Raw genomic sequence first — 18,569 nt, forward strand, 5'->3', positions numbered from 1 at the left:
CACAACTTGTGAAGTGGGGGCAACAGTGTTTCCCCGCTGCGGGGCTTAATCCGGCAGGACGATGCGCGCAGGCTACGCGCTCTCTTCCCAAGGCCTGCCCCACGCAGGAACCCGCCATGAATTCCCGAGCCGCTCTGCTGGCCCTTGCCGTCGGCGCCTTCGCCATCGGTACCACCGAGTTCGCCCCGATGGGCCTGCTCCCGGTCATTGCCGACGGCGTCGGCGTGAACATCCCCACTGCCGGCATGCTGATCACGGCCTATGCCGTGGGCGTGATGCTGGGCGCGCCGGTGATGACCCTGCTGATGGGCCGGTTCGGCAGGCGCACCGCGCTGATGCTGCTGATGTCGATCTTCGTGGTCGGCAACCTGCTGTCGGCGCTGGCCCCGAACTACGGCCTGCTGTTGCTGTCGCGGCTGGTCACCAGCCTCAACCACGGCGCCTTCTTCGGCATCGGCGCGGTGGTTGCCGCCAGCCTGGTGCCGAAAGAAAAGCAGGCTGCCGCCGTGGCCACCATGTTCATGGGCCTGACCATCGCCAACATCGGCGGCGTGCCGCTGGCGACCTGGGTCGGCCAGCAGCTGGGCTGGCGCCTGTCCTTCGCTGGCACCGCCGTGCTGGGCCTGGCCGCGATCACCGCGCTGGGCTTCGCGCTGCCGGCGTCGGCACCCGGGCCCCGTCCGGACGTGCGCCGGGAACTGAAGGCGATCCTGCAGCCGCAGGTGCTGCTGGCGATGGGCACCACGGTGCTCGGTGCCGGTGCGATGTTCACGCTGTACACCTACGTGGCGCCGGTGCTGACCGAGTTGACGGGTGCTTCCAACGCCTTCATAGCGATGTCGCTGGCGCTGATCGGCATCGGCTTCACCTTCGGCAACGGCATCGGCGGGCGCATGGCCGACTGGTCGCTGGATGGCGCCACCCGGATCCTGCTGGCGGTCCTTGCCGTGCTGATGTTCGTGCTGCCGCTGGCCTTCATGAGCCACGCCACGGCGGCGCTGGGTGTACTGCTGTTCGGCGCGGCGACCTTCGCGATCGTGCCGCCGCTGCAGATCCGGGTGATGCAGGCTGCCAGCGAGGCGCCGGGGCTGGCGTCGTCGATCAATGTCGGTGCGTTCAACCTGGGCAATGCGGTGGGTGCCGCGTTGGGTGGCGCGGTGATCAGCTCGGGGCTGGGCTATGCGGCGGTGCCGGTGGCCGGTGGGTTGCTGGCGGCATCGGGGTTGCTGCTGGCGTGGCTGGGGCGTCCGCGCGCTGCGGTGGCCGAGGCTTGCTGAGGGGTATGGGGTTCCGGCAGGGCTTGCAGCCCTGCACCCGCTGCAATCAACAGCAACGGCAACGGCAACAGCAACAGCAACAGCAACAGCAACAGCAACAGCAACAGCTGGCATTCCGTGGGATGGCGGGGTGGGTCCGGTTGAGGGGGACGCCGTAAACCCATCCATGGGGGCTTGGTCGCGGCATCCATGCCGCTCACACCCCCTCAACCGGACCCACCCCGCCTTCGACAGTTTCCTGTGATCTGTTGGAACCTGCTGCTGATGGTGGGTGCCGACCGTTGGTCGGCACGAATGCCTGGAGCATGGGCTTTTGCTTTTGCTTTTGCTTCTTTTTTGATCTTCCCGCGGTGTGCAGGAAACCGTATGAGGCCGGGCGGGTGGGCGTGGCGGGGGTATCCGCGCCATGGATGGCGCGGCTAAGCCTCCAGGGACGGATTCACGGCGTCCCCCGCCATGCCCACCCGCCCGGACTACTCAGGCGATCCATGAGCACAACCACCGCGGAGGGGGCGGCGCCCGATGGCCGACCTTCACCCGAACCATGGCATGCTCGGCGCCACGTCCACCCGGAACCTCCGCCATGCGCCTGTTCACTCGTATCCTGCCCCTGATGCTGCTGGCCTCCCTGCTCTCCGGCTGCGGCTACAACGCCATCCAGCAGAAGGATGAAGCGGTCAAGGCCAGCTGGTCGGAGGTCATCAACCAGTACAAGCGCCGCGCCGACCTGGTGCCCAACCTGGTGCAGACCGTGAAGGGCTTCGCCAGCCAGGAAGAGCGCGTGCTGACCGAAGTCACCAACGCCCGTTCGCGGGTCGGTCAGATCAACGTCAACGCCGACGACGAAGCCTCGCTCAAGCAGTTCCAGCAGGCCCAGGGCGAACTCGGCAGCGCGCTGTCGCGGCTGCTGGTGGTCACCGAAAACTATCCGCAGCTGAAGTCCGACCAGAACTTCCGCGACCTGCAGGCGCAGCTGGAAGGCACCGAGAACCGGGTCACCGTCGCCCGTGGCCGTTACATCCAGCAGGTGCAGGACTACAACACCTACATCCGCTCGTTCCCGCAGGTGATCACCGCCAAGATCTTCGGCTACAAGACCAAGCCGAACTTCACCGTGGACAACGAAGCGCAGATCTCCAGCGCGCCGGTGGTCGATTTCGGCAACGCGCCGCAGCAGCAGCCGGCGCCGCAGCCGGGCCACTGACCGATGCGCCTGGCCACTGCGCTGCTGGCCCTGCTGCTGTGGCTGCCGTTGGCGTCGCAGGCGCAGCAGTTGGCGCCGATTCCGGCGCTGGATTCGCCGGTGGTCGATACCACCGGCACGCTCGACGCCGCGCAGAAGCAGGCGCTGGTGCAGCAGGCGACTGACCTGCAGCAGCGCAAGGGCAGCCAGCTGCAGGTGCTGGTGGTGCCCACCACCCAGCCGGAAGACATCGCGCAGTACACCACGCGGGTCTTCGACCAGTGGCAGATCGGCCGCAAGGGCGTGGATGACGGCGTGCTGCTGGTGGTGGCCAAGGATGACCGACGGGTACGCATCGAGCCCGGCTACGGCCTGGAGGGCGCGATTCCCGATGCCATCGCCAACCGGGTCATCCAGGAAAACCTGGTGCCGCGCTTCCGCAGCGGTGACTATGCCGGTGGCATCACTGACGCCACCGGTGTGCTGGTCAAGCTGATCGATGGCGAGGACCTGCCGGCACCCATCAGTGGCCAGCGTGGCGGCGAGCCCGACGGCGGTGGCGATACCTGGTTCCTCGCCCTGTTCATCGGCGTGTTTGCCGGCAGCATCCTGCGCGGGGTGTTCTCGCGCGTGCCACGCCCGCTGCGTGGGCTGCTCGGCGGCGGCGGGGCGGCACTGGCGGCGTTCCTGTTCACCTCCACGCTGTTGGCCAGCGGCCTGGCCGGCATCGTTGGCCTGATTGTCGCCATGCTCTCCGGGCACCCGGGCCGCTTTGCCGGCGGCGGTGGCTGGGGCGGTGGCAGCTGGGGTGGCGGAGGCGGCTTCGGTGGAGGCGGTGGCTTTGGCGGCGGCGGTTGGGGCGGCGGCGGTGGCCGTTCCGGCGGCGGCGGCGCATCGGGAGGCTGGTGATGATCCAACGTCTGTGCCGCCATCTGTTCTCGCCGTCGGTACGGCGCGCGTTCCCGCCGGCTACGCTGCAGGCGATCACCGAGGCCATCGCCGCCGGTGAGCAGCGCCACGGCGGGCAGGTGATGTTCGCCGTGGAGGCCGACCTGCCGCTGGACGCGCTGTGGCGCAAGGTCACCCCGCGCCAGGCCGCCGAACATGCCTTCGCCCGCCTGCGCACCTGGGATACCGCCCACAACAACGGCGTGCTGATCTACCTGCTGCTGGCCGACCACGCGATCGAGATCGTCGCTGACCGTGGCCTGCACGGCAGGATCAGTCCGGCGCAGTGGCAGCGGGTCTGTACCCATCTGCGCGAGGGCCTGCGCGGCCCGAACCCGGTCGAGGCGCTGCGCGGCGCCATCGAAGAGGTTTCGACCCTGGTGGAAGGGCACTTTCCGGCCGCGACGCGGTCAGACGATGACGGCCTGCCCAACACCCCGCAGCTCCTTGGTTGAGCCGGGGCGGCACTGGCCCGAGAATAGGCGTTCAACCGCAAGGCACCTTCCATGATCTATTTCCACGACATCGACCCCATCGCCCTCTCGCTGGGGCCGATCAAGGTGCACTGGTACGGCATCATGTACCTGCTCGGCTTCACTGCTGCCTGGCTGCTGGGCCGCAAGCGCATTGCCGACGGGCGCCTGCCGGGCGTTGATGCCAACGGCTTCTCCGACCTGCTGTTCTACGCCATGCTCGGCGTGGTGCTGGGCGGGCGCATCGGCTACATGCTGTTCTACGCGCTGGGCGATTTCCTGCACAACCCGCTGCTGCTGTTCAAGGTGTGGGATGGCGGCATGAGCTTCCACGGCGGCCTGCTGGGCGTGCTCGGCGCCTGCTGGTGGTGGTCGCGCAAGCACACGCTGCACTTCTTCGACACCATGGACTTCATGGCGCCGCTGGTGCCGCTGGGCCTGGGCTTCGGCCGCATCGGCAACTTCATCGGTGCCGAGCTGTGGGGCAAGTACACCGACGGCAGCTGGGGCGTGGTGTTCCCGTCCGGCCTGCCGGCGCCGCTGAACCAGCTGGACCACGCGACCCTGCAGGCGCAGTTCGCCAGCGGCGCGCTGAACCAGTTCGCCCGCCATCCCTCGCAGCTGTATGAAGCCTTCCTGGAAGGGCTGGTGATGTTCGTGGTGCTGTGGACGGTGTCGGCCAAGCCGCGCCACCGCTATCTGGTCGGTGGCCTGTTCGCGCTGATGTACGGCCTGTTCCGCTTCGCCGTCGAGTTCGTGCGCATGCCTGACAACGGCGTCTACGTGGCCTTCGACTGGCTGACTCGTGGCCAGATCCTCAGCCTGCCGCTGATCGCCTTCGGCCTGGTGCTGCTGGCAATGTCGCGCCGCGCGCCCGTACTGCAGCCGCAGCTGCCGGTGGCTGCCGAGGGTAAGGCATGAAGTCCTACCTGGACCTGCTCTCGCATGTGCTGGAACACGGTGCGGAGAAGAGCGATCGCACCGGCACCGGCACCCGCAGCGTGTTCGGCTGGCAGATGCGCTTCAACCTCAACGACGGCTTCCCGCTGGTCACCACCAAGAAGCTGCACCTGCGCTCGATCATCCACGAGCTGCTGTGGTTCCTGAAGGGCGATACCAACATCGGCTACCTGAAGGACAACCAGGTGCGCATCTGGGACGAGTGGGCCGACGAGAACGGCGATCTCGGCCCGGTGTACGGCAAGCAGTGGCGCAGCTGGGCCACCGCCGATGGCGGTGCGATCGACCAGATGCAGTGGCTGGTGGACGAGATCAAGCGCAACCCCGATTCGCGCCGGCTGGTGGTCAGCGCCTGGAACGTGGGCGAGCTCTCGCAGATGGCGCTGATGCCGTGCCACAACCTGTTCCAGTTCTACGTGGTGGACGGCAAGCTCAGCTGCCAGCTGTACCAGCGCAGCGGCGACATCTTCCTCGGCGTGCCGTTCAACATTGCCAGCTATGCGCTGCTGACCCACATGGTGGCGCAGGCCACCGGCCTGGGCGTGGGCGATTTCGTGCATACGCTGGGTGACGCGCACCTGTACTCGAACCATTTCGAGCAGGCCCGCGAGCAGCTGTCGCGTGAACCGCGCGCGCTGCCGACGCTGTGGTTGAACCCGGACGTGACCGACCTGTTCGGCTTCCAGTTCGACGATATCCGCATCGACGGCTACGACCCGCATCCGTCGATCAAGGCGCCGGTGGCGGTGTGAGCCCGATGAAGCTGTCGATGATCGTCGCGCTGGACCGCAACCGTGGCATCGGCCAGGGCAATGCCATGCCCTGGCACTTGCCGGACGACTTCAAACACTTCAAGGCGCTGACCCTGGGCAAGCCGATCCTGATGGGGCGCAAGACCGCCGAATCGATCGGCCGCGTGCTGCCGGGGCGGACCAACCTGGTGCTGACCCGCAGCGGCCAAGTGCCATTTGAAGGCATGCGCGCGGTGGCGTCGCTGGACGAGGCCAAGGCGATTGCCGAAGGCGAGGGCGCGAGCGAGCTGTGCATCATCGGGGGGGGCGAGATCTTCCGGCAGCTGCTCGACCAGGCCAGCGACCTGTACCTGACCTGGGTCGATGCCGAAGTGCCGGCCGACACCCATTTCCCCGAGGTGGATGCACAGGGCTGGCAGCAAGTGAGCAGCGAGCAGCACCCGGCTGACGAACGCCACGCCTACGCGTTCCGCTTCGTTCACTACGTGCGCCGCTGATCGCAACGCACCTGTAGAGTTGAGCTTGCTCGACTGCTCTTGGTGGATACACAGGGCATAGTCGAGCAAGCTCGACTCTACGGAGTCGGCATCCGGTAATGCCCGATGATCGCGTGCTGGAACAGCAGGTTCTCTTCGCGCGTGCCGCGCGCGATGTTGTGTAGCACCAGCGGCGTGCCATCGGCCAGCCGCCGGTCGGAGACGATGCCGACGTGCAGCAGTCCGTTGCCGTTGAGCTTCCAGGCGACGATGTCGCCGGCCGCGTAGTCGGTGGCGAGGGCGGTGACCGGTTGCTGCCAGCCCTGGCGCTCGAACCAGCGCATCAGGTTGGGGACGCGACGATGATCGATGTTGCGGTCCGGCCGTGACAGGCCCCAGATCGTCGGATAGGCACTGAAATTCCCGCGCATGTCCTCATGCACGCGTGCCTGCAGATCCAGGCCCTGGCTGCGCAGGGCGCGCACCACCACGTCGGTGCACACGCCGCGATCGCGCGCGACGTCACCACCGGGATAGGCGAGTACCTGATAAGCCGGGTCGTAGCGGACGGTGACGCCGATCTGTGCGCGTGCGGCGGCCACCAGTGGTGGCGAAGGCGCCTGCGGTGGTGCCGGCGTGGCTGCGGCGTCCTGCGCGGCCGTGGGAGTTGGAGGCGAACCGGGCTGGCAGCCGCTGGCCAGCGCCAGCGTCAGCAGCAGCACCGTCCCTGGTGCCCGGCCCGGTCGCATCATGCCTGCGGCGGGGCGCCGTTGTTGCCGGGGCCTGCAGAGCCACCGCCACCACCACCGCCGCCACGACGGCGACGACGGCGCGGGCCGCGGGTGCCCGGGTTACCAGAAGGTGTGCCACCGCCCTGTTCCTTGCCCTGTGCCGAGGCGGCAGGACGCTCGTGTGCCGGTCGCGCCGGCGGACGGGCGTTGGCAACGGGGGCCGGCACATCACGGCCCGGCACCTGCACCACGCGCAGCTCATCGGTATCAAGCTGCAGCGCGGTCAACTTCCCGCCCCACACCGCACCGGTGTCGATGGCGTGCACGCCCTGGGTGATGGTCAGGCCCAGCGCGGACCAGTGGCCGCAGACGACCTTCAGGTCGCGCTCGACCCGGCCCGGCACTTCGAACCAGGGGTACAACCCCTGTTCCTGGGTGCCCGGCGTGCCCTTGTCCTCAATGCCGATGCGCCCACGCGGGGTGCAGTAGCGCATGCGGGTGAGCACATTGATGATCGCGCGTGAGCGGTCATAGCCGGACAGGTTGGGTGCCCAGCTCGGCTTGTCGCCGTACATGTTGCGGAACAGCTTGCGGTAGCCGGCGCCGTGCAACTGCGCCTCGACTTCGGCCGCATGTTTTTCGGCCATCTGCGTGGTCCACTTCGGCGCCAGCCCGGCGTGCACCATCATCCAGCCCAGTTCGCGGTCCACGTGCACCAGCTTCTGCAGGCGCAGCCAGTCCAGCAGTTCATCGCGGTCCTCGGCCTGCACGATGCGCAGCAGGTCCGGGTTGACCTTGCGCTGCTCCTCTTCGGTGCGCGCACCGACGGCCAGCAGCGAAAGATCATGGTTGCCCAGCACCACCACGCTGTGCTCGCGCAGCGAATGCACCAGCCGCAGCGTTTCCAGCGACTGGCCACCGCGGTTGACCAGATCGCCGCAGAACCACAGGGTGTCCTGCGCCGGGTCGAAGCGGATCTTCTCCAGCAGTCGCTGGGTGACGTCATAGCAGCCCTGCAGGTCGCCGATCGCCCACACACTCATCGTTCGGCCTCCTTGTCAGTGCAGGGTACGCGGGACGGCTAGCACGAACGGTGCGACCGGCGCGGCGAATTCGGTGCCATCGTCGGCGACCATGTCGTAGTGTCCCTGCATGGTGCCGTGATCGGTCCCCAGCATGACACCGGAGGTGTAACGGAAGTCTTCACCGGGGCGCAGCCGCGGCTGCTCGCCGATCACCCCGTCGCCATCGACATGCTCGACGCGGCCATTGGCATCGGTGATGCGCCAATGGCGTGCGACCAGGCGTGCGGCCACCCGTCCCTGGTTGTGGATGCGGATCGTATAGGCGAACGCAAAGCGACCGTCTTCCGGTGCGGATTGATCGTCGAGGAAGCGCGGCGCGACTTCGACGGAGATGGCATAAACGTCAGCGTCTTCCATACCGGCAGTGTAATCAGGAGGCATTGGCCAGAGCGACGAATTCGGCCACGTCCAGCTGTTCGGCGCGGGCATCGGGACGCACGCCGGCGGCGATGAACTGCTCGGCGGACACCACGTTGTTCAGCGCATTGCGCAGGGTCTTGCGGCGCTGCCCGAAGGCGGCCTTGACCACCTCGGCAAAGCGCCTGTGATCGTTGATGCCGATGCTGGCCGGATTGCGCGGCACCAGCCGCACCACGGCCGAATCGACCTTCGGCGGCGGCCGGAAGGCGCCCGGCGGCACCACGAACAGCGAGGTCACCTGGCAGTACGCCTGCAGCATCACGCTGAGGCGGCCATAGACCTTGCTGCCGGGGCCGGCGGCCATGCGGTCGACCACTTCCTTCTGCAGCATGAAGTGCATGTCGCGGACCACTGCGGCATGTTCCAGCGCATGGAACAGGATCGGCGAGGAGATGTTGTAGGGCAGGTTGCCGACCAGGCGGATCGGCTGGCCGGCGGCCAGCTCGGTGAAGTCCACGCGCAGCACGTCGCGATGGACGATGGTCAGCTCGCCCAGCGGCTCGGCGGCGGCGGTCAGCGGCGCGATCAGGTCGCGGTCGAACTCGATCACCGTCAGCTTCGGATGCACGCGCAGCAGCGGCAGCGTGATCGCGCCCTGGCCGGGACCGATCTCGACCAGGCGGTCGCCGTCTTTCGGATTGACCGCCATCACGATCTTGTCGATGTAGTGGCGATCGGCCAGGAAATGCTGGCCAAGCTGCTTCTTGGCCGGGGCGGTGAACACCGGGCCGGAGGGGGAATGCGGGGAATTCATGCGCTCAGTGTACGTTGCCGCGCCAGCTGCGCACACAGCGTCGTTGCCGCCTGCAGGCTGGAGGGATCGGCGATGCCGCGGCCGGCCAGGTCCAATGCGGTGCCATGGTCCACCGCCACGCGCGGATAGGGCAGGCCCAGGGTCAGGTTCACTGCCTGTTCGAAGCCCGAGTACTTCAGCACCGGCAGGCCCTGGTCGTGGTACATGGCCAGCACGGTGTCGAAGCCGGCCAGCTTGGCCGGCAGGAAGGCGGTGTCGGCGGGCAGCGGCCCGACCAGGTCCATGCCTTCAGCGCGCAGGCGCTGCAGCAGCGGAATCACCAGGTCCAGTTCCTCGCGGCCCAGGTGGCCGTCTTCACCGGCGTGCGGGTTCAGGCCGAGCACGGCAATGCGCGGTGCAGGCACGGCGAACTCGCGCCGCAGTGCGGCATGCACGGTGCGCAGGGTGTGTTCCAGGCCGGGTGCGGTGATCGCATCGGCCACCTCGCGCAGCGGCAGGTGGGTGGTGGCCAGGGCTACGCGCACGATGGGGTTGGCCAGCATCATCACCACCTTTACCCCGGCCTGGTCGGCCAGCAGTTCGGTGGTGCCGCTGTAGGCGATGCCGCCTTCGTTGATGACCGCCTTGTGCACCGGGCCGGTGACCACGCCGTGCAGTTCGCCGCTGAGGCAGGCTCGGCCCGCGCCGAGAAGTGCGTGAATGACCGCGCTGGCGTTGGCCGGGTCGGCGTGGCCAAACCGGCTGGGCACGGCATTGGCGACCACGCGCAGGCGCAGATCACCGGGGACGCGGGCTTCGGCATCCTCGGGCAAGAGCTGCAGGGGCAGGTTCAGCGCGGCTGCCGCCGCGCGCAGGGTGTCCGGATCGCCGAAGGCCAGCAGCCGGCTGTCTTCACGCGGCTGCTGGGCCAGTCGGACACACAGCTCCGGGCCGATCCCGGCGGGCTCGCCCGGTACCAGAGCGAGCTCGGGGCGCATCGGTCAGGACTGCGGCGGCGTGGCGGTGTTTTCCGCGCGGTCGCCGCTGCGGAAGCTCACGTAGGCTTCGCCACGCAGTTCCTGCAGGAAGCGGTTGTACTCGTCTTCCAGCTTGCGGCGGCCGATGGTCTCGCGGACCTGGGCACGCTGGTTGTCGTTGGTCACGTCGGTCTGGCGGGTGGCTACGCGCTGCACGATGTGCCAGCCGGCATCGGTACGGAACGGCTGGCTGATGCCGCCGTCCTGGATGCCGGAGACCTGCTGGCCGAACGCCGGACCGAAGGCGTCGGCCGGGAACCAGCCCAGATCGCCACCCTGACCCTTGCTGTTGTTGTCCTCGGAGGACTCCTTGGCCACCGTCTCGAAGTCCGCGCCACCGGCAATGCGGGCGCGCAGGGTATCGATCTTGGCCTTGGCGGCCGCGTCGGTCTGGTGATCGTCCACGCGCACCAGGATGTGGCGGCCGTGGTACTCGGTGACCGTGCTCGCGCCGGCCGTGGCACTGGCATCACGCACGTCCACCAGCTTCAACAGCTGGAAGCCGCTGGGGCCGCGGATCGGGCCCACCACTTCGCCGGGCTTCATCTTTTCCATCATCTGCGCGAAGGCCTGCGGGATTTCATCCAGGCTGCGCCAGCCCAGATCGCCGCCTTCCAGCGCGTTGGGGCTGTCCGAATAGCGGACAGCAGCGGCGTTGAAGTCCAGCTCGCCCTTGTCCAGCAGGGTCTTCACGCCGTCGGCCTTCTTCTGGCCGGTGGCGATCTGGTCGGCATTGGCGCCGTCGGGCAGGGCGATCAGGATGTGCGCCAGGTGGTACTGGTTGCCCACCGTGGCCTGCTGCTTCAGCGCGGCATCGACCTCGCCCTCGCTGACGCTGATACGGCTCTGCGCGAAGCTCTGGCGCAGGCGCTGCACGGTGATTTCATCGCGCACCGAAGCCCGGAAGTCGTTGAAGTCGATACCGTCATGGGCCAGGCGCTGGCGCAGGGCGTCCAGGGTCGAGCCATTCTGCTGGGCGATGGCATTCATCGCCTGGTTCAGCTCCTGGTCGCCGATGCGGATACCGCTGCTCTGGGCGCGGGCCACCTGCAGCTTGACCAGCACCAGCCGCTCGAGCACCTGGCGGCTGAGCACGTCTTCCGGCGGCAGCTGGTTTTCACGGCCGGTGTACTGCGCCTTGATGTTGGCGATCGCACGCTGGAGCTCGCTCTGCAGGATCACGTCCTCATCGACGACGGCGGCGATGCGGTCAAGCGGCTGCGCCTCCTGGGCAAGCACCTGCAGGGGGGCGGACACGCTGGACACCGCCAGCAGCGAGGCGAGAAGAACGGGGAAGCGCTTGGTCATGGGATCTGATTCGGATCGTAGTCATCGCGGGTCGCCCCGGTGTTGCTGGGCGGCACCAGATAGAGGTCGTCGCGGTTGTAGCCGAGGATAGCACGGCGCAGGGTACGGTCCGTGTCCTGGCCGATGGAGCTCAGGCCCTTGAGCACGAACTCCAGCTGGATGGAGTTGTTCATGTCGCCTTCGCGGTTGCGCACGTAGCGGCGGGCAACGGCGCGCACGGCCAGGCAGCAGCTGTCCCACTGCACACCGGCGATGATTTCCAGCGGTTCCTTGTCCTGCAGGGAGTAGTAGTAGCGGCCAACCACGCTCCAGCGCGCATTCAGCGGGTACAGGAACGACAGGTCGGCCTGCTCCAGCAGGGTCCGGTCATGCTTGTTGGCGTTGGCCGCGGCACCGGCATTGATGCGGTAGCGGTAGCTGAGGTTGACCACGCCGTCGTTGGGCATCAGGTAGCGGGCACGGACGCTGGCCAGGTCCTCGCGCTTGTACTTCGGGTCCCACTGGTAGGTGGCGCCCAGGGTCCAGCGATCGTTGATCATGTAGTTGCCGTCGGCGATCCAGGCCGACTTGCCCTTTTCAACCGGCGCACCGCCCGGGAGCGTCACCCGCGACTCGTCGAAGTACTGGATCTGGCCGATGGCGGCCGAGAACCGTTCCTTGCCGGTGGTCTGGTCGATGAACCGGGTGCCCAGCGCCAGGGTCAGCTGGTTGGCATCGTTCTGGCGATCGGCGCCGGTGTAGCGCGAATCGCGGAACAGCTGGCCCCAGCTGAAGGTGAAGTCACGGGTATCGAAGATTGGCAATTCTTCCTGGTTGCGGTAGGGCGTGCGCAGGTAGAACAGGCGCGGTTCCAGGGTCTGCAGGAACGACTTGCCGCCGATACGGGTTTCGCGATCGAAGAACAGGCCGGCATCGAGGCTGGCGATCGGCAGGCTTCGGCTCGGCGAGGTGTTGCCACGCAGCTGCTCCGGCGTGGCGGTGGCCGGATCGATGCCCTGCGAGCGCAGGATCTGCCCACGGATGCCGTTGGCGCCGTCCACCAGGCTGCGGTCCAGCTGGTAAGCGGTGTAGCGGTAGGCCAGGGTGGGCGTGACGTACCAGGCCGCGCCGCTGATCGGGAACGACACGTACGGTTTCACGTCCAGGCGTGAGCCACCACCGACGCCGATGCCGGATGTCCGCTGCCGGCCATTGCGGGTGTACTGCAGGTCCGGGCCGACCTCGGGACCGTACTTGTAGTTGATATCGTCGTGGGTGAACCGCACGGCTTCGGAGTAGATGCCGGCTTCCAGCCACGGCAGCACCGGCTTGTCCCAGTTGAAGTACAGGCGGGGCTGGCGGTTGTAGGGCAGGGAGCTTTCGTCGAGGGTGTAATCGGTCAGCTGCCAGCGGTCGGCCATGATCCCGGCCGTCCAGGTCTGGCCGGTGCCATACAATCCGATGCTGCTCTGCAGGCTGGAGGCGGTCACACCGACCAGGCGATTGGCGAAGTCCTCGACATAGCGCTCGTCGCTGACCCAGGCCAGGTTGGCGCGGGTTTGCCAGTTGTTGTTCACGTTGTGGTAGCCGGTGAACATCACCCGGCCGCGGTCGCGGTCGCGCAGCTTGTCGTTGGGAATGAACGAGGTCAGCACGTCACCGCGGCCACCTTTGTAGAGGTAGCGGAATTCGTTGTCGAGCAGCAGCCCGCGCTGGCTCATGTAGCGCGGGGTCAGGGTATCGTCGTAGTTCGGCGCCAGATTGAAGTAGATCGGCTGCGCATAGTCGACACCGTTGCGGCCGGACATGCCCAGCTGCGGGAACAGCAGGCCGGTCTTGCGGCGGTCATCGATCGGGAACTTGAAGTAAGGCGCCCACAGCACCGGCACATTGCCGATACGCAGCACGGCGTTGCGGGCGGTGCCGAAGCCTTCGTCGTTGTCCACCTCGATCTGCGGCGCGGACAGCTTCCATACCGGCTGCGAGGGGTCGCAGGTGGTGTAGGTGGAGCGGTGCATCTGGCCGACCGCACCCTGCAGGTCGACCGACTCGGCGTCACCGTTGCCGCGGCGCGACACCAGCTGGTACTTGATGTCGGAGATCTTGTGGGTGTCGCTTTCCTGGTTGCCCTCGGCACGCTTGGCGATCATCCGGATCGACCCGTCCTGGTAGCGGACATTGCCGTCGGCGATGTAGTTGCCGGTCTCGGTATCGAAGCTGAGCTTGTCGGTGCCGACGAACTGATCGCCACGGCGCAGGGCCACGTTGCCCTCGTACTGCGGCACGGTGGTGGTGCCCAGCAGCTGGTCGCCCTCGATGTCGGTCGACTGCTGCTCGCGGGCGGCCGCGGCAGCGGCCTTGTCCTGGCCGGGGACAGGGGTGGGGGCGTCAGTGAACGCGGGAATCACGTCGGTGGCCGGGCACAGGCCCCAGTTGAGCGGCTTGTCGTCGGCCATCGCCGGCAGGCTGATGGCGATGCTCAGAGGCAGGGGAAGCAGTCGGAGGGCTCGGCGCACGCGGTTCGGATTCGGGCGAAAACGGACGGTAGCTTGCCCCATCCCTTGCATAGGGGCAATGAAGGGCGGTGGAGACTGCCGGTTCGGGTTCATCCGGCAACGGTACCACCGGCGCCTGAAATCAGGGTCCGGACATGCGCCACGCTGCATTCGGCCAGTGCCTGCAGGTCGTAGCCCCCCTCCAGCATCGAAACCACCCGGCCGGCCGCGTGGCGGCGTGCCAGCGCATGCAGCTCGCCGGTGATCCAGGCGAAATCGTCGGTTTCCAGCATCAGATCGGCCTGCGGGTCCCGCAGGTGCGCATCGAAGCCGGCCGAGATCAGCAGCAGCTGCGGGCGGAAGTCATCGATGGCCGGCAGCATCTCGTCGGCCCAGACATTGCGGAAGCGGAATCCGCCACTTCCGGGCGGCAGCAGGATGTTCATCAGGTTGCCGGCGCCACGGTCGCGGCGCAGGCCCGAATTGGGGAACAGCCCGGCCTGGTGGGTGCTGTAGTACGAGACCCGGGCATCGTGCTGGAAGATGTCCTGAGTGCCGTTGCCGTGGTGCACGTCGAAGTCGACCACGGCAATGCGTTCCAGGCCGTGGCGGTCGCGGGCATAGGCAGCGGCGATGGCGATGTTGTTGAGCAGGCAGAAGCCCATCGCCGTGCTGCTGGTGGCGTGGTGACCGGGCGGCCGCACGGCGCAGAAGGCCAGCGTATCCTCGCCGAGCATCACCGCATCGACTGCGGCCACGCCGGCACCAGCGGCATGCACGGCGGCGCTGGCCGATCCCGGCGAGGTCCAGGTGTCCATGTCCAGCTGGCGCAGCGGGGCAGTCTGTGGCTGCAGCACGAAGTCGAGCAGGGAACTGTCATGCACCCGGGTCAGTTCGCCGAACTTGGCCGGAGGGGCTTGGCGCCACTGCAGCTGGCCGGGAAAGGCCGCATGCAGGGCATCGAGCACATGCTGCAGGCGTTGCGGGCACTCCGGGTGCCCGGGGCCGGGGTCATGCAGCAGGCAGGACGGATGGGTATAGACCAGCATCGTGCCGACTCAGCGCTGGCGCTGCTGTGGCTGCCACAGCGCCTCGCCGTGGCCATCGGCACGGGCCAGCACCCGGGCCAGCACGAACAGCAGGTCCGACAGCCGGTTGAGGTACTGCAGTGCCTCGCTGCGCACCGCCTCGCGGCGGGCCAGGGCGACGGTCTCGCGCTCGGCGCGACGGACGATGGTGCGCGCCAGGTGGCAGCGCGCGGCAGCTTCGCCCCCGGCCGGCAGGATGAATTCCTTCAGCATCGGCAGGCCGGCGTTGTAGTGGTCCAGCTGCTGTTCCAGCGCCGAGACATCGGCGGCATGGATCGCGGCGTGGCCGGGGATGCACAGCTCGGCACCCAGGTCGAACAACTGGTGCTGCAGGTGCACGACCAGCGCCCGCACGTCCTCGGGCAGCGATGCCGCCAGCAGCAGGCCGAGCGCCGCATTGGCCTCGTCGACCGTGCCGAAGGAGGCAACGCGTGCGTCATCCTTGGCCACGCGCTGGCCGTCGCCGAGGCCGGTGCTGCCGTCGTCGCCGGTGCGGGTGTAGATGCGCGAGAGGCGATGGCCCATGGCGCGGCTCAGTGGCGGATGTCGCGGCGGGCCTGCTGGAGCTTGAGGAACTGCTCCACGGCCAGCTGCAGGGCGGCGGCCAGCGCCACGTAGATCGCGGTGGTGCGCAGGTACGGCCCGAACCACTGCGCGTAGTTCTGCGCCCAGCCGGTCAGGGTCGGTTCGGCCACGTTGCGGCTGGTCCAGTAGAAGCCGCCCTGCGCCAGCAGATGGCAGACCGCCACCGAGGCGACCAGCAGCAGCGCGCCCTTGGCCAGCACCGGCCAGCGCGCGCCCTGGTAGTTGCGGCCAAGCAGCATGCCGCCGGCCCACAGCGAGAAATACGCGGGCAGCAGCAGCCAGTAGCCCGGCGACACGCAGTAGTGCTGCCAGAAATCCAGGCCGCTGCTGCGGATCACGATCCAGTCGACCAGCACCGCGAACACCATCAGCAGCGGGAACGCCCAGCGCGTCCAGCGCGCCAGATAGAAGCCGCCGATGAAGAACACGGCCCAGGAGGCATCGGGAATGGCCGCGAAGTGATTGACCCGGGTCGCCGCCAGCAGCAGTACAAGTACGGACAGGACGAAGGCGCGGTTGGCAGTGTCGGACATGGTGGGGGCCCGGGGCGGATTCAGGTTTCATTCTAGCCCGCCGCACGGGATGGCGCAGGCGTCGTCCCGTTCGGCGTACAGTCGGGACGAGCGCGTATCATGAACGCATGAGTGAACGACATGACGTGCTGATCGTCGGAGGCGGCCTGGTCGGCGCCAGCCTGGCCATTGCCCTGGAGCGCCTGGGCCGCGACGTAGGCCTGCTCGAGGCCAGTCCCGCCGGTGAACTGCCGGCGGTGTTCGACCAGCGCAACCTCAGTTTCGCCGCGGCCACCGTCAACGCGCTGACTGCGCTGGGCGTGATGCAGAAGCTGGCGATGGCGCCGGGACCGATCCGCCGCATCCATGTCAGCCGCGCCGGTGATTTCGGCCGCGTGCAGCTTGACGCCAGTGACTATGACCGGCCCTGGTTCGGCCAGGTGGTGGTCGCGCGCGATTTCGGCCAGGCGCTGGAGGCTCGGCTGCAGGAGCTGCCGCGGCTGCGCCGTTACCGGCCGATGCGTTTCCTGGGGCTGGGCGAGGTGGTCGATGGCTATCGCCAGGTGCGGGTGGCCGATGAGAACGGCGAACACGTGCTGCTGGCCCGGCTGGTGGTCGGTGCCGATGGCACCGCCAGTGCCGTGCGCGGTGCGCTGGGGATCGAGGTCGACCGCCATGATTTCCAGCAGACGCTGTTTGTCGCCCGCGTGCGCAGCCAGCGCGCGCCGGATGGCACGGCGTGGGAGCGCTTCACCGATACCGGCCCGACCGCGCTGCTGCCGCGCGGCGACCGCCACTTCGGCACCGTGCATGGTGTTGCGCGCGACCAGGCCGACGCGGTGATGGCGCTGGATGATGCCGCCTGGCTGCAGCGACTGCAGCACGCGATCGGCTGGCGCGCCGGCCGCCTGCTCGACTCCGGCCCGCGCAGTGCCTATCCATTGATCCAGGTGCTGGCGCGCGCGCTGGCCGGTGAGCGCGCGGTGCTGCTCGGCAATGCCGCACAGACCATCCACCCGTTGGGCGCACAGGGCTTCAACCTGGGCCTGCGCGATGCGCTGACCCTGGCCGAGCTGCTGGAGGATGCGCATGAGGACGCCGGCAGTGACGCATTGCTGCAGGCCTATGTCGCGCGCCGTGAGGAGGACCGCCGGCAGACGGTGGCGTTCTCCGGTGGCCTGGCGCGGCTGACCAGCAACCCGGCACCGCTGATGCGACCGCTGCGCAGCCTCGGCCTGGTGGCCGCGCAACGCGCCTCGGTGCAGTCGATGCTGGTCGGTGGCGCGATGGGCTTCCGCGGCGAAGTGCCTCGGCTGTGCCGCGGAGAAGCCGCATGAGCCGGCACGCGCGTCTGGATGTGACCATCGTCGGTGGCGGCGTGGTGGGTGCGGCCTGCGCGCTGGCACTGGCCGAAGCCGGGCTCTCGGTCGCACTGGTGGAAGGCCGTGAACCGGCGCCCTGGCAGGCTGCGCAGCCGGACCTGCGGGTGTTTGCCTTCGCCGCTGACAATGTGCAGCTGTTGAACCGGCTGGGCGTGTGGCCTGCCATCGCGCAGGCCCGCGCGTGGCCCTATCGGCGCATGCAGGTGTGGGATGCGGCAGGTGGTGAGGATCTGTTGTTCGACGCGGACCGCTTCGGTCGGCGCGAGTTGGGTTACATCGTCGAGAACGGCCTGCTGCAGGATCGCCTGTGGGCGGCGCTGCCGGCCGCGGGCGTGCAGCTGCATTGCCCGGCGCGGGTGGAGACGCTGGAGCAGGACGAGGCCGGCGTGCGCCTGCGCCTCGACGACGGCCGTCGCCTGGAAGCGGCGCTGGCGGTGGCCGCTGACGGCGCCGAATCGACCCTGCGCCGGCTGGCCGGGATCGAGGTCGAGCGGCATGACTACCACCAGCGTGGCGTGGTGGCCTACGTGGACAGTGAACTGCCGAACCAGGCCACGGCCTGGCAGCGCTTCCTGCCGACCGGACCGCTGGCGCTGCTGCCGGTGGCCGAGCGCCGCAGTTCCATCGTCTGGACCCTTCCGGAGGATGAAGCCGCTCGCGTGCTGGCACTGGACGAAGCCGCGTTCAATCGGGAACTGACCCGCGCCTTTGCCGCCCGCCTGGGCGAACTGCGGCTGGCCTCGGCACGTGCGGCGTTCCCGCTGCGTCGTCAGCTCGCTCGCCACTATGTCGCCGGTCGCGTGCTGGCACTGGGCGATGCCGCGCATGTCGTGCATCCGCTGGCCGGGCAGGGCGTGAACCTGGGCCTGCGCGATGTCGCCGCCCTGCAGCAGTGGCTGGCACCTTCCACGGAGCGCCGCGGCCAGCCGCGCCTTTCACCGCAGCGGCTGCAGCGCTGGGCCCGTGAGCGCCGCAGCGACAATCACATCGCCGCCTACAGCTTCGACGCGATCAATCGCCTGTTCTCCAATGATGAGATGCACCTGACTCTGGCCCGTGGCCGCGCGCTGGGCTGCGTCGGCAAATGGCCGCCGCTGGTGCAGGCATTCTGGAAGCGCGCCGCCGGCGTCTGATCGGAGTACAGG

General features: G+C 68.2%; 19 protein-coding genes. 9 read left to right on the top strand and 10 right to left on the bottom strand.

Going from position 1 to position 18,569, the window contains the following annotated elements:
* The first annotated feature begins 116 nt into the window (after positions 1–116).
* The 7 genes from VN11_RS03525 (at position 117) to VN11_RS03555 (ending at position 6,090) form a co-directional block, all read left to right on the top strand.
* Positions 117–1,277 carry an MFS transporter gene (locus tag VN11_RS03525; protein WP_053448834.1) on the top strand — a complete coding sequence of 387 codons (1,161 nt, stop codon included), beginning with the start codon at positions 117–119 and terminating at the stop codon, positions 1,275–1,277.
* A gap of 583 nt (positions 1,278–1,860) precedes the next feature.
* A complete protein-coding gene (locus VN11_RS03530; RefSeq protein WP_053448835.1) occupies positions 1,861–2,481 on the top strand; it encodes a LemA family protein in 621 nt (206 codons plus the stop codon).
* A 3-nt stretch (positions 2,482–2,484) separates the two neighbouring features.
* Entirely contained in the window at positions 2,485–3,369 is an 885-nt protein-coding gene (locus tag VN11_RS03535) for a TPM domain-containing protein (protein WP_053448836.1), read from the top strand.
* A complete protein-coding gene (locus VN11_RS03540) occupies positions 3,369–3,863 on the top strand; it encodes a TPM domain-containing protein (protein WP_053448837.1) in 495 nt (164 codons plus the stop codon). The genes VN11_RS03535 and VN11_RS03540 overlap by 1 nt, the downstream gene beginning before the upstream one ends.
* Positions 3,864–3,914: 51 nt before the next feature.
* The gene (gene lgt, locus VN11_RS03545; protein ID WP_053448838.1) at positions 3,915–4,802 is read left to right on the top strand and encodes a prolipoprotein diacylglyceryl transferase; all 888 of its coding nucleotides are present in this window, start codon (positions 3,915–3,917) and stop codon (positions 4,800–4,802) included.
* A complete protein-coding gene (locus VN11_RS03550; RefSeq protein WP_053448839.1) occupies positions 4,799–5,593 on the top strand; it encodes a thymidylate synthase in 795 nt (264 codons plus the stop codon). Before lgt ends, VN11_RS03550 begins: the two co-directional genes overlap by 4 nt.
* 5 nt (positions 5,594–5,598) lie before the next feature.
* Entirely contained in the window at positions 5,599–6,090 is a 492-nt protein-coding gene (locus tag VN11_RS03555; protein WP_053448840.1) for a dihydrofolate reductase, read from the top strand.
* A 77-nt stretch (positions 6,091–6,167) separates the two neighbouring features.
* On the opposite strand, the gene VN11_RS03560 is transcribed toward VN11_RS03555, so the two are convergent.
* The 10 genes from VN11_RS03560 to VN11_RS03605 all read right to left on the bottom strand — a co-directional run bounded on the left by VN11_RS03560 (position 6,168) and on the right by VN11_RS03605 (position 16,063).
* Positions 6,168–6,821, bottom strand: coding sequence for a DUF1287 domain-containing protein (locus VN11_RS03560; protein WP_053448841.1), 654 nt, complete (start codon positions 6,819–6,821; stop codon positions 6,168–6,170).
* On the bottom strand, positions 6,818–7,843 hold the full coding sequence (locus VN11_RS03565; protein WP_053448842.1) for a symmetrical bis(5'-nucleosyl)-tetraphosphatase: 1,026 nt from the start codon (positions 7,841–7,843) through the stop codon (positions 6,818–6,820). The genes VN11_RS03560 and VN11_RS03565 overlap by 4 nt, the downstream gene beginning before the upstream one ends.
* A 15-nt stretch (positions 7,844–7,858) precedes the next feature.
* Positions 7,859–8,242: a Co2+/Mg2+ efflux protein ApaG gene (gene apaG / locus VN11_RS03570; protein ID WP_008268668.1), complete on the bottom strand. Its 384-nt coding sequence runs from the start codon at positions 8,240–8,242 to the stop codon at positions 7,859–7,861.
* Positions 8,243–8,255: 13 nt separating this feature from the next.
* Complete coding sequence (gene rsmA, locus VN11_RS03575; RefSeq protein WP_053448843.1) at positions 8,256–9,059, bottom strand: 16S rRNA (adenine(1518)-N(6)/adenine(1519)-N(6))-dimethyltransferase RsmA; 804 nt, start codon at positions 9,057–9,059, stop codon at positions 8,256–8,258.
* On the bottom strand, positions 9,056–10,036 hold the full coding sequence (gene pdxA / locus VN11_RS03580) for a 4-hydroxythreonine-4-phosphate dehydrogenase PdxA (RefSeq protein WP_053448844.1): 981 nt from the start codon (positions 10,034–10,036) through the stop codon (positions 9,056–9,058). Before pdxA ends, rsmA begins: the two co-directional genes overlap by 4 nt.
* A 3-nt stretch (positions 10,037–10,039) precedes the next feature.
* Positions 10,040–11,383, bottom strand: coding sequence for a peptidylprolyl isomerase (locus VN11_RS03585; RefSeq protein ID WP_053448845.1), 1,344 nt, complete (start codon positions 11,381–11,383; stop codon positions 10,040–10,042).
* A complete protein-coding gene (gene lptD, locus VN11_RS03590) occupies positions 11,380–13,878 on the bottom strand; it encodes an LPS-assembly protein LptD (protein ID WP_080374992.1) in 2,499 nt (832 codons plus the stop codon). The genes VN11_RS03585 and lptD overlap by 4 nt, the downstream gene beginning before the upstream one ends.
* 89 nt (positions 13,879–13,967) lie before the next feature.
* A complete protein-coding gene (locus tag VN11_RS03595; protein ID WP_053448847.1) occupies positions 13,968–14,906 on the bottom strand; it encodes a histone deacetylase family protein in 939 nt (312 codons plus the stop codon).
* 9 nt (positions 14,907–14,915) lie between these two features.
* Positions 14,916–15,470, bottom strand: coding sequence for a cob(I)yrinic acid a,c-diamide adenosyltransferase (locus VN11_RS03600; protein WP_049457330.1), 555 nt, complete (start codon positions 15,468–15,470; stop codon positions 14,916–14,918).
* Between the two features lie 8 nt (positions 15,471–15,478).
* On the bottom strand, positions 15,479–16,063 hold the full coding sequence (locus tag VN11_RS03605; protein WP_053448848.1) for a hypothetical protein: 585 nt from the start codon (positions 16,061–16,063) through the stop codon (positions 15,479–15,481).
* 107 nt (positions 16,064–16,170) lie between these two features.
* On the opposite strand from VN11_RS03605, the gene ubiH reads away from it, so the two are divergent.
* Positions 16,171–17,379, top strand: coding sequence for a 2-octaprenyl-6-methoxyphenyl hydroxylase (gene ubiH / locus VN11_RS03610; protein WP_053448849.1), 1,209 nt, complete (start codon positions 16,171–16,173; stop codon positions 17,377–17,379).
* Positions 17,376–18,557 carry a UbiH/UbiF family hydroxylase gene (locus VN11_RS03615; RefSeq protein ID WP_053448850.1) on the top strand — a complete coding sequence of 394 codons (1,182 nt, stop codon included), beginning with the start codon at positions 17,376–17,378 and terminating at the stop codon, positions 18,555–18,557. The genes ubiH and VN11_RS03615 overlap by 4 nt, the downstream gene beginning before the upstream one ends.
* The last annotated feature ends 12 nt before the right edge of the window (positions 18,558–18,569 follow it).

The sequence above is a fragment of the Stenotrophomonas maltophilia genome (genome assembly GCF_001274595.1).
Classification (GTDB): domain Bacteria; phylum Pseudomonadota; class Gammaproteobacteria; order Xanthomonadales; family Xanthomonadaceae; genus Stenotrophomonas; species Stenotrophomonas forensis.

Bases quoted from the DNA above. Each gene is read 5' to 3' on its own strand.
- VN11_RS03525 (WP_053448834.1), top strand. From the start codon at position 117: ATGAATTCCCGAGCCGCTCTGCTGGCCCTTGCCGTCGGCGCCTTCGCC.
- VN11_RS03530 (WP_053448835.1), top strand. From the start codon at position 1,861: ATGCGCCTGTTCACTCGTATCCTGCCCCTGATGCTGCTGGCCTCCCTG.
- VN11_RS03535 (WP_053448836.1), top strand. From the start codon at position 2,485: ATGCGCCTGGCCACTGCGCTGCTGGCCCTGCTGCTGTGGCTGCCGTTG.
- VN11_RS03540 (WP_053448837.1), top strand. From the start codon at position 3,369: ATGATCCAACGTCTGTGCCGCCATCTGTTCTCGCCGTCGGTACGGCGC.
- lgt (WP_053448838.1), top strand. From the start codon at position 3,915: ATGATCTATTTCCACGACATCGACCCCATCGCCCTCTCGCTGGGGCCG.
- VN11_RS03550 (WP_053448839.1), top strand. From the start codon at position 4,799: ATGAAGTCCTACCTGGACCTGCTCTCGCATGTGCTGGAACACGGTGCG.
- VN11_RS03555 (WP_053448840.1), top strand. From the start codon at position 5,599: ATGAAGCTGTCGATGATCGTCGCGCTGGACCGCAACCGTGGCATCGGC.
- VN11_RS03560 (WP_053448841.1), bottom strand. From the start codon at position 6,821: ATGATGCGACCGGGCCGGGCACCAGGGACGGTGCTGCTGCTGACGCTG.
- VN11_RS03565 (WP_053448842.1), bottom strand. From the start codon at position 7,843: ATGAGTGTGTGGGCGATCGGCGACCTGCAGGGCTGCTATGACGTCACC.
- apaG (WP_008268668.1), bottom strand. From the start codon at position 8,242: ATGGAAGACGCTGACGTTTATGCCATCTCCGTCGAAGTCGCGCCGCGC.
- rsmA (WP_053448843.1), bottom strand. From the start codon at position 9,059: ATGAATTCCCCGCATTCCCCCTCCGGCCCGGTGTTCACCGCCCCGGCC.
- pdxA (WP_053448844.1), bottom strand. From the start codon at position 10,036: ATGCGCCCCGAGCTCGCTCTGGTACCGGGCGAGCCCGCCGGGATCGGC.
- VN11_RS03585 (WP_053448845.1), bottom strand. From the start codon at position 11,383: ATGACCAAGCGCTTCCCCGTTCTTCTCGCCTCGCTGCTGGCGGTGTCC.
- VN11_RS03595 (WP_053448847.1), bottom strand. From the start codon at position 14,906: ATGCTGGTCTATACCCATCCGTCCTGCCTGCTGCATGACCCCGGCCCC.
- VN11_RS03600 (WP_049457330.1), bottom strand. From the start codon at position 15,470: ATGGGCCATCGCCTCTCGCGCATCTACACCCGCACCGGCGACGACGGC.
- VN11_RS03605 (WP_053448848.1), bottom strand. From the start codon at position 16,063: ATGTCCGACACTGCCAACCGCGCCTTCGTCCTGTCCGTACTTGTACTG.
- ubiH (WP_053448849.1), top strand. From the start codon at position 16,171: ATGAGTGAACGACATGACGTGCTGATCGTCGGAGGCGGCCTGGTCGGC.
- VN11_RS03615 (WP_053448850.1), top strand. From the start codon at position 17,376: ATGAGCCGGCACGCGCGTCTGGATGTGACCATCGTCGGTGGCGGCGTG.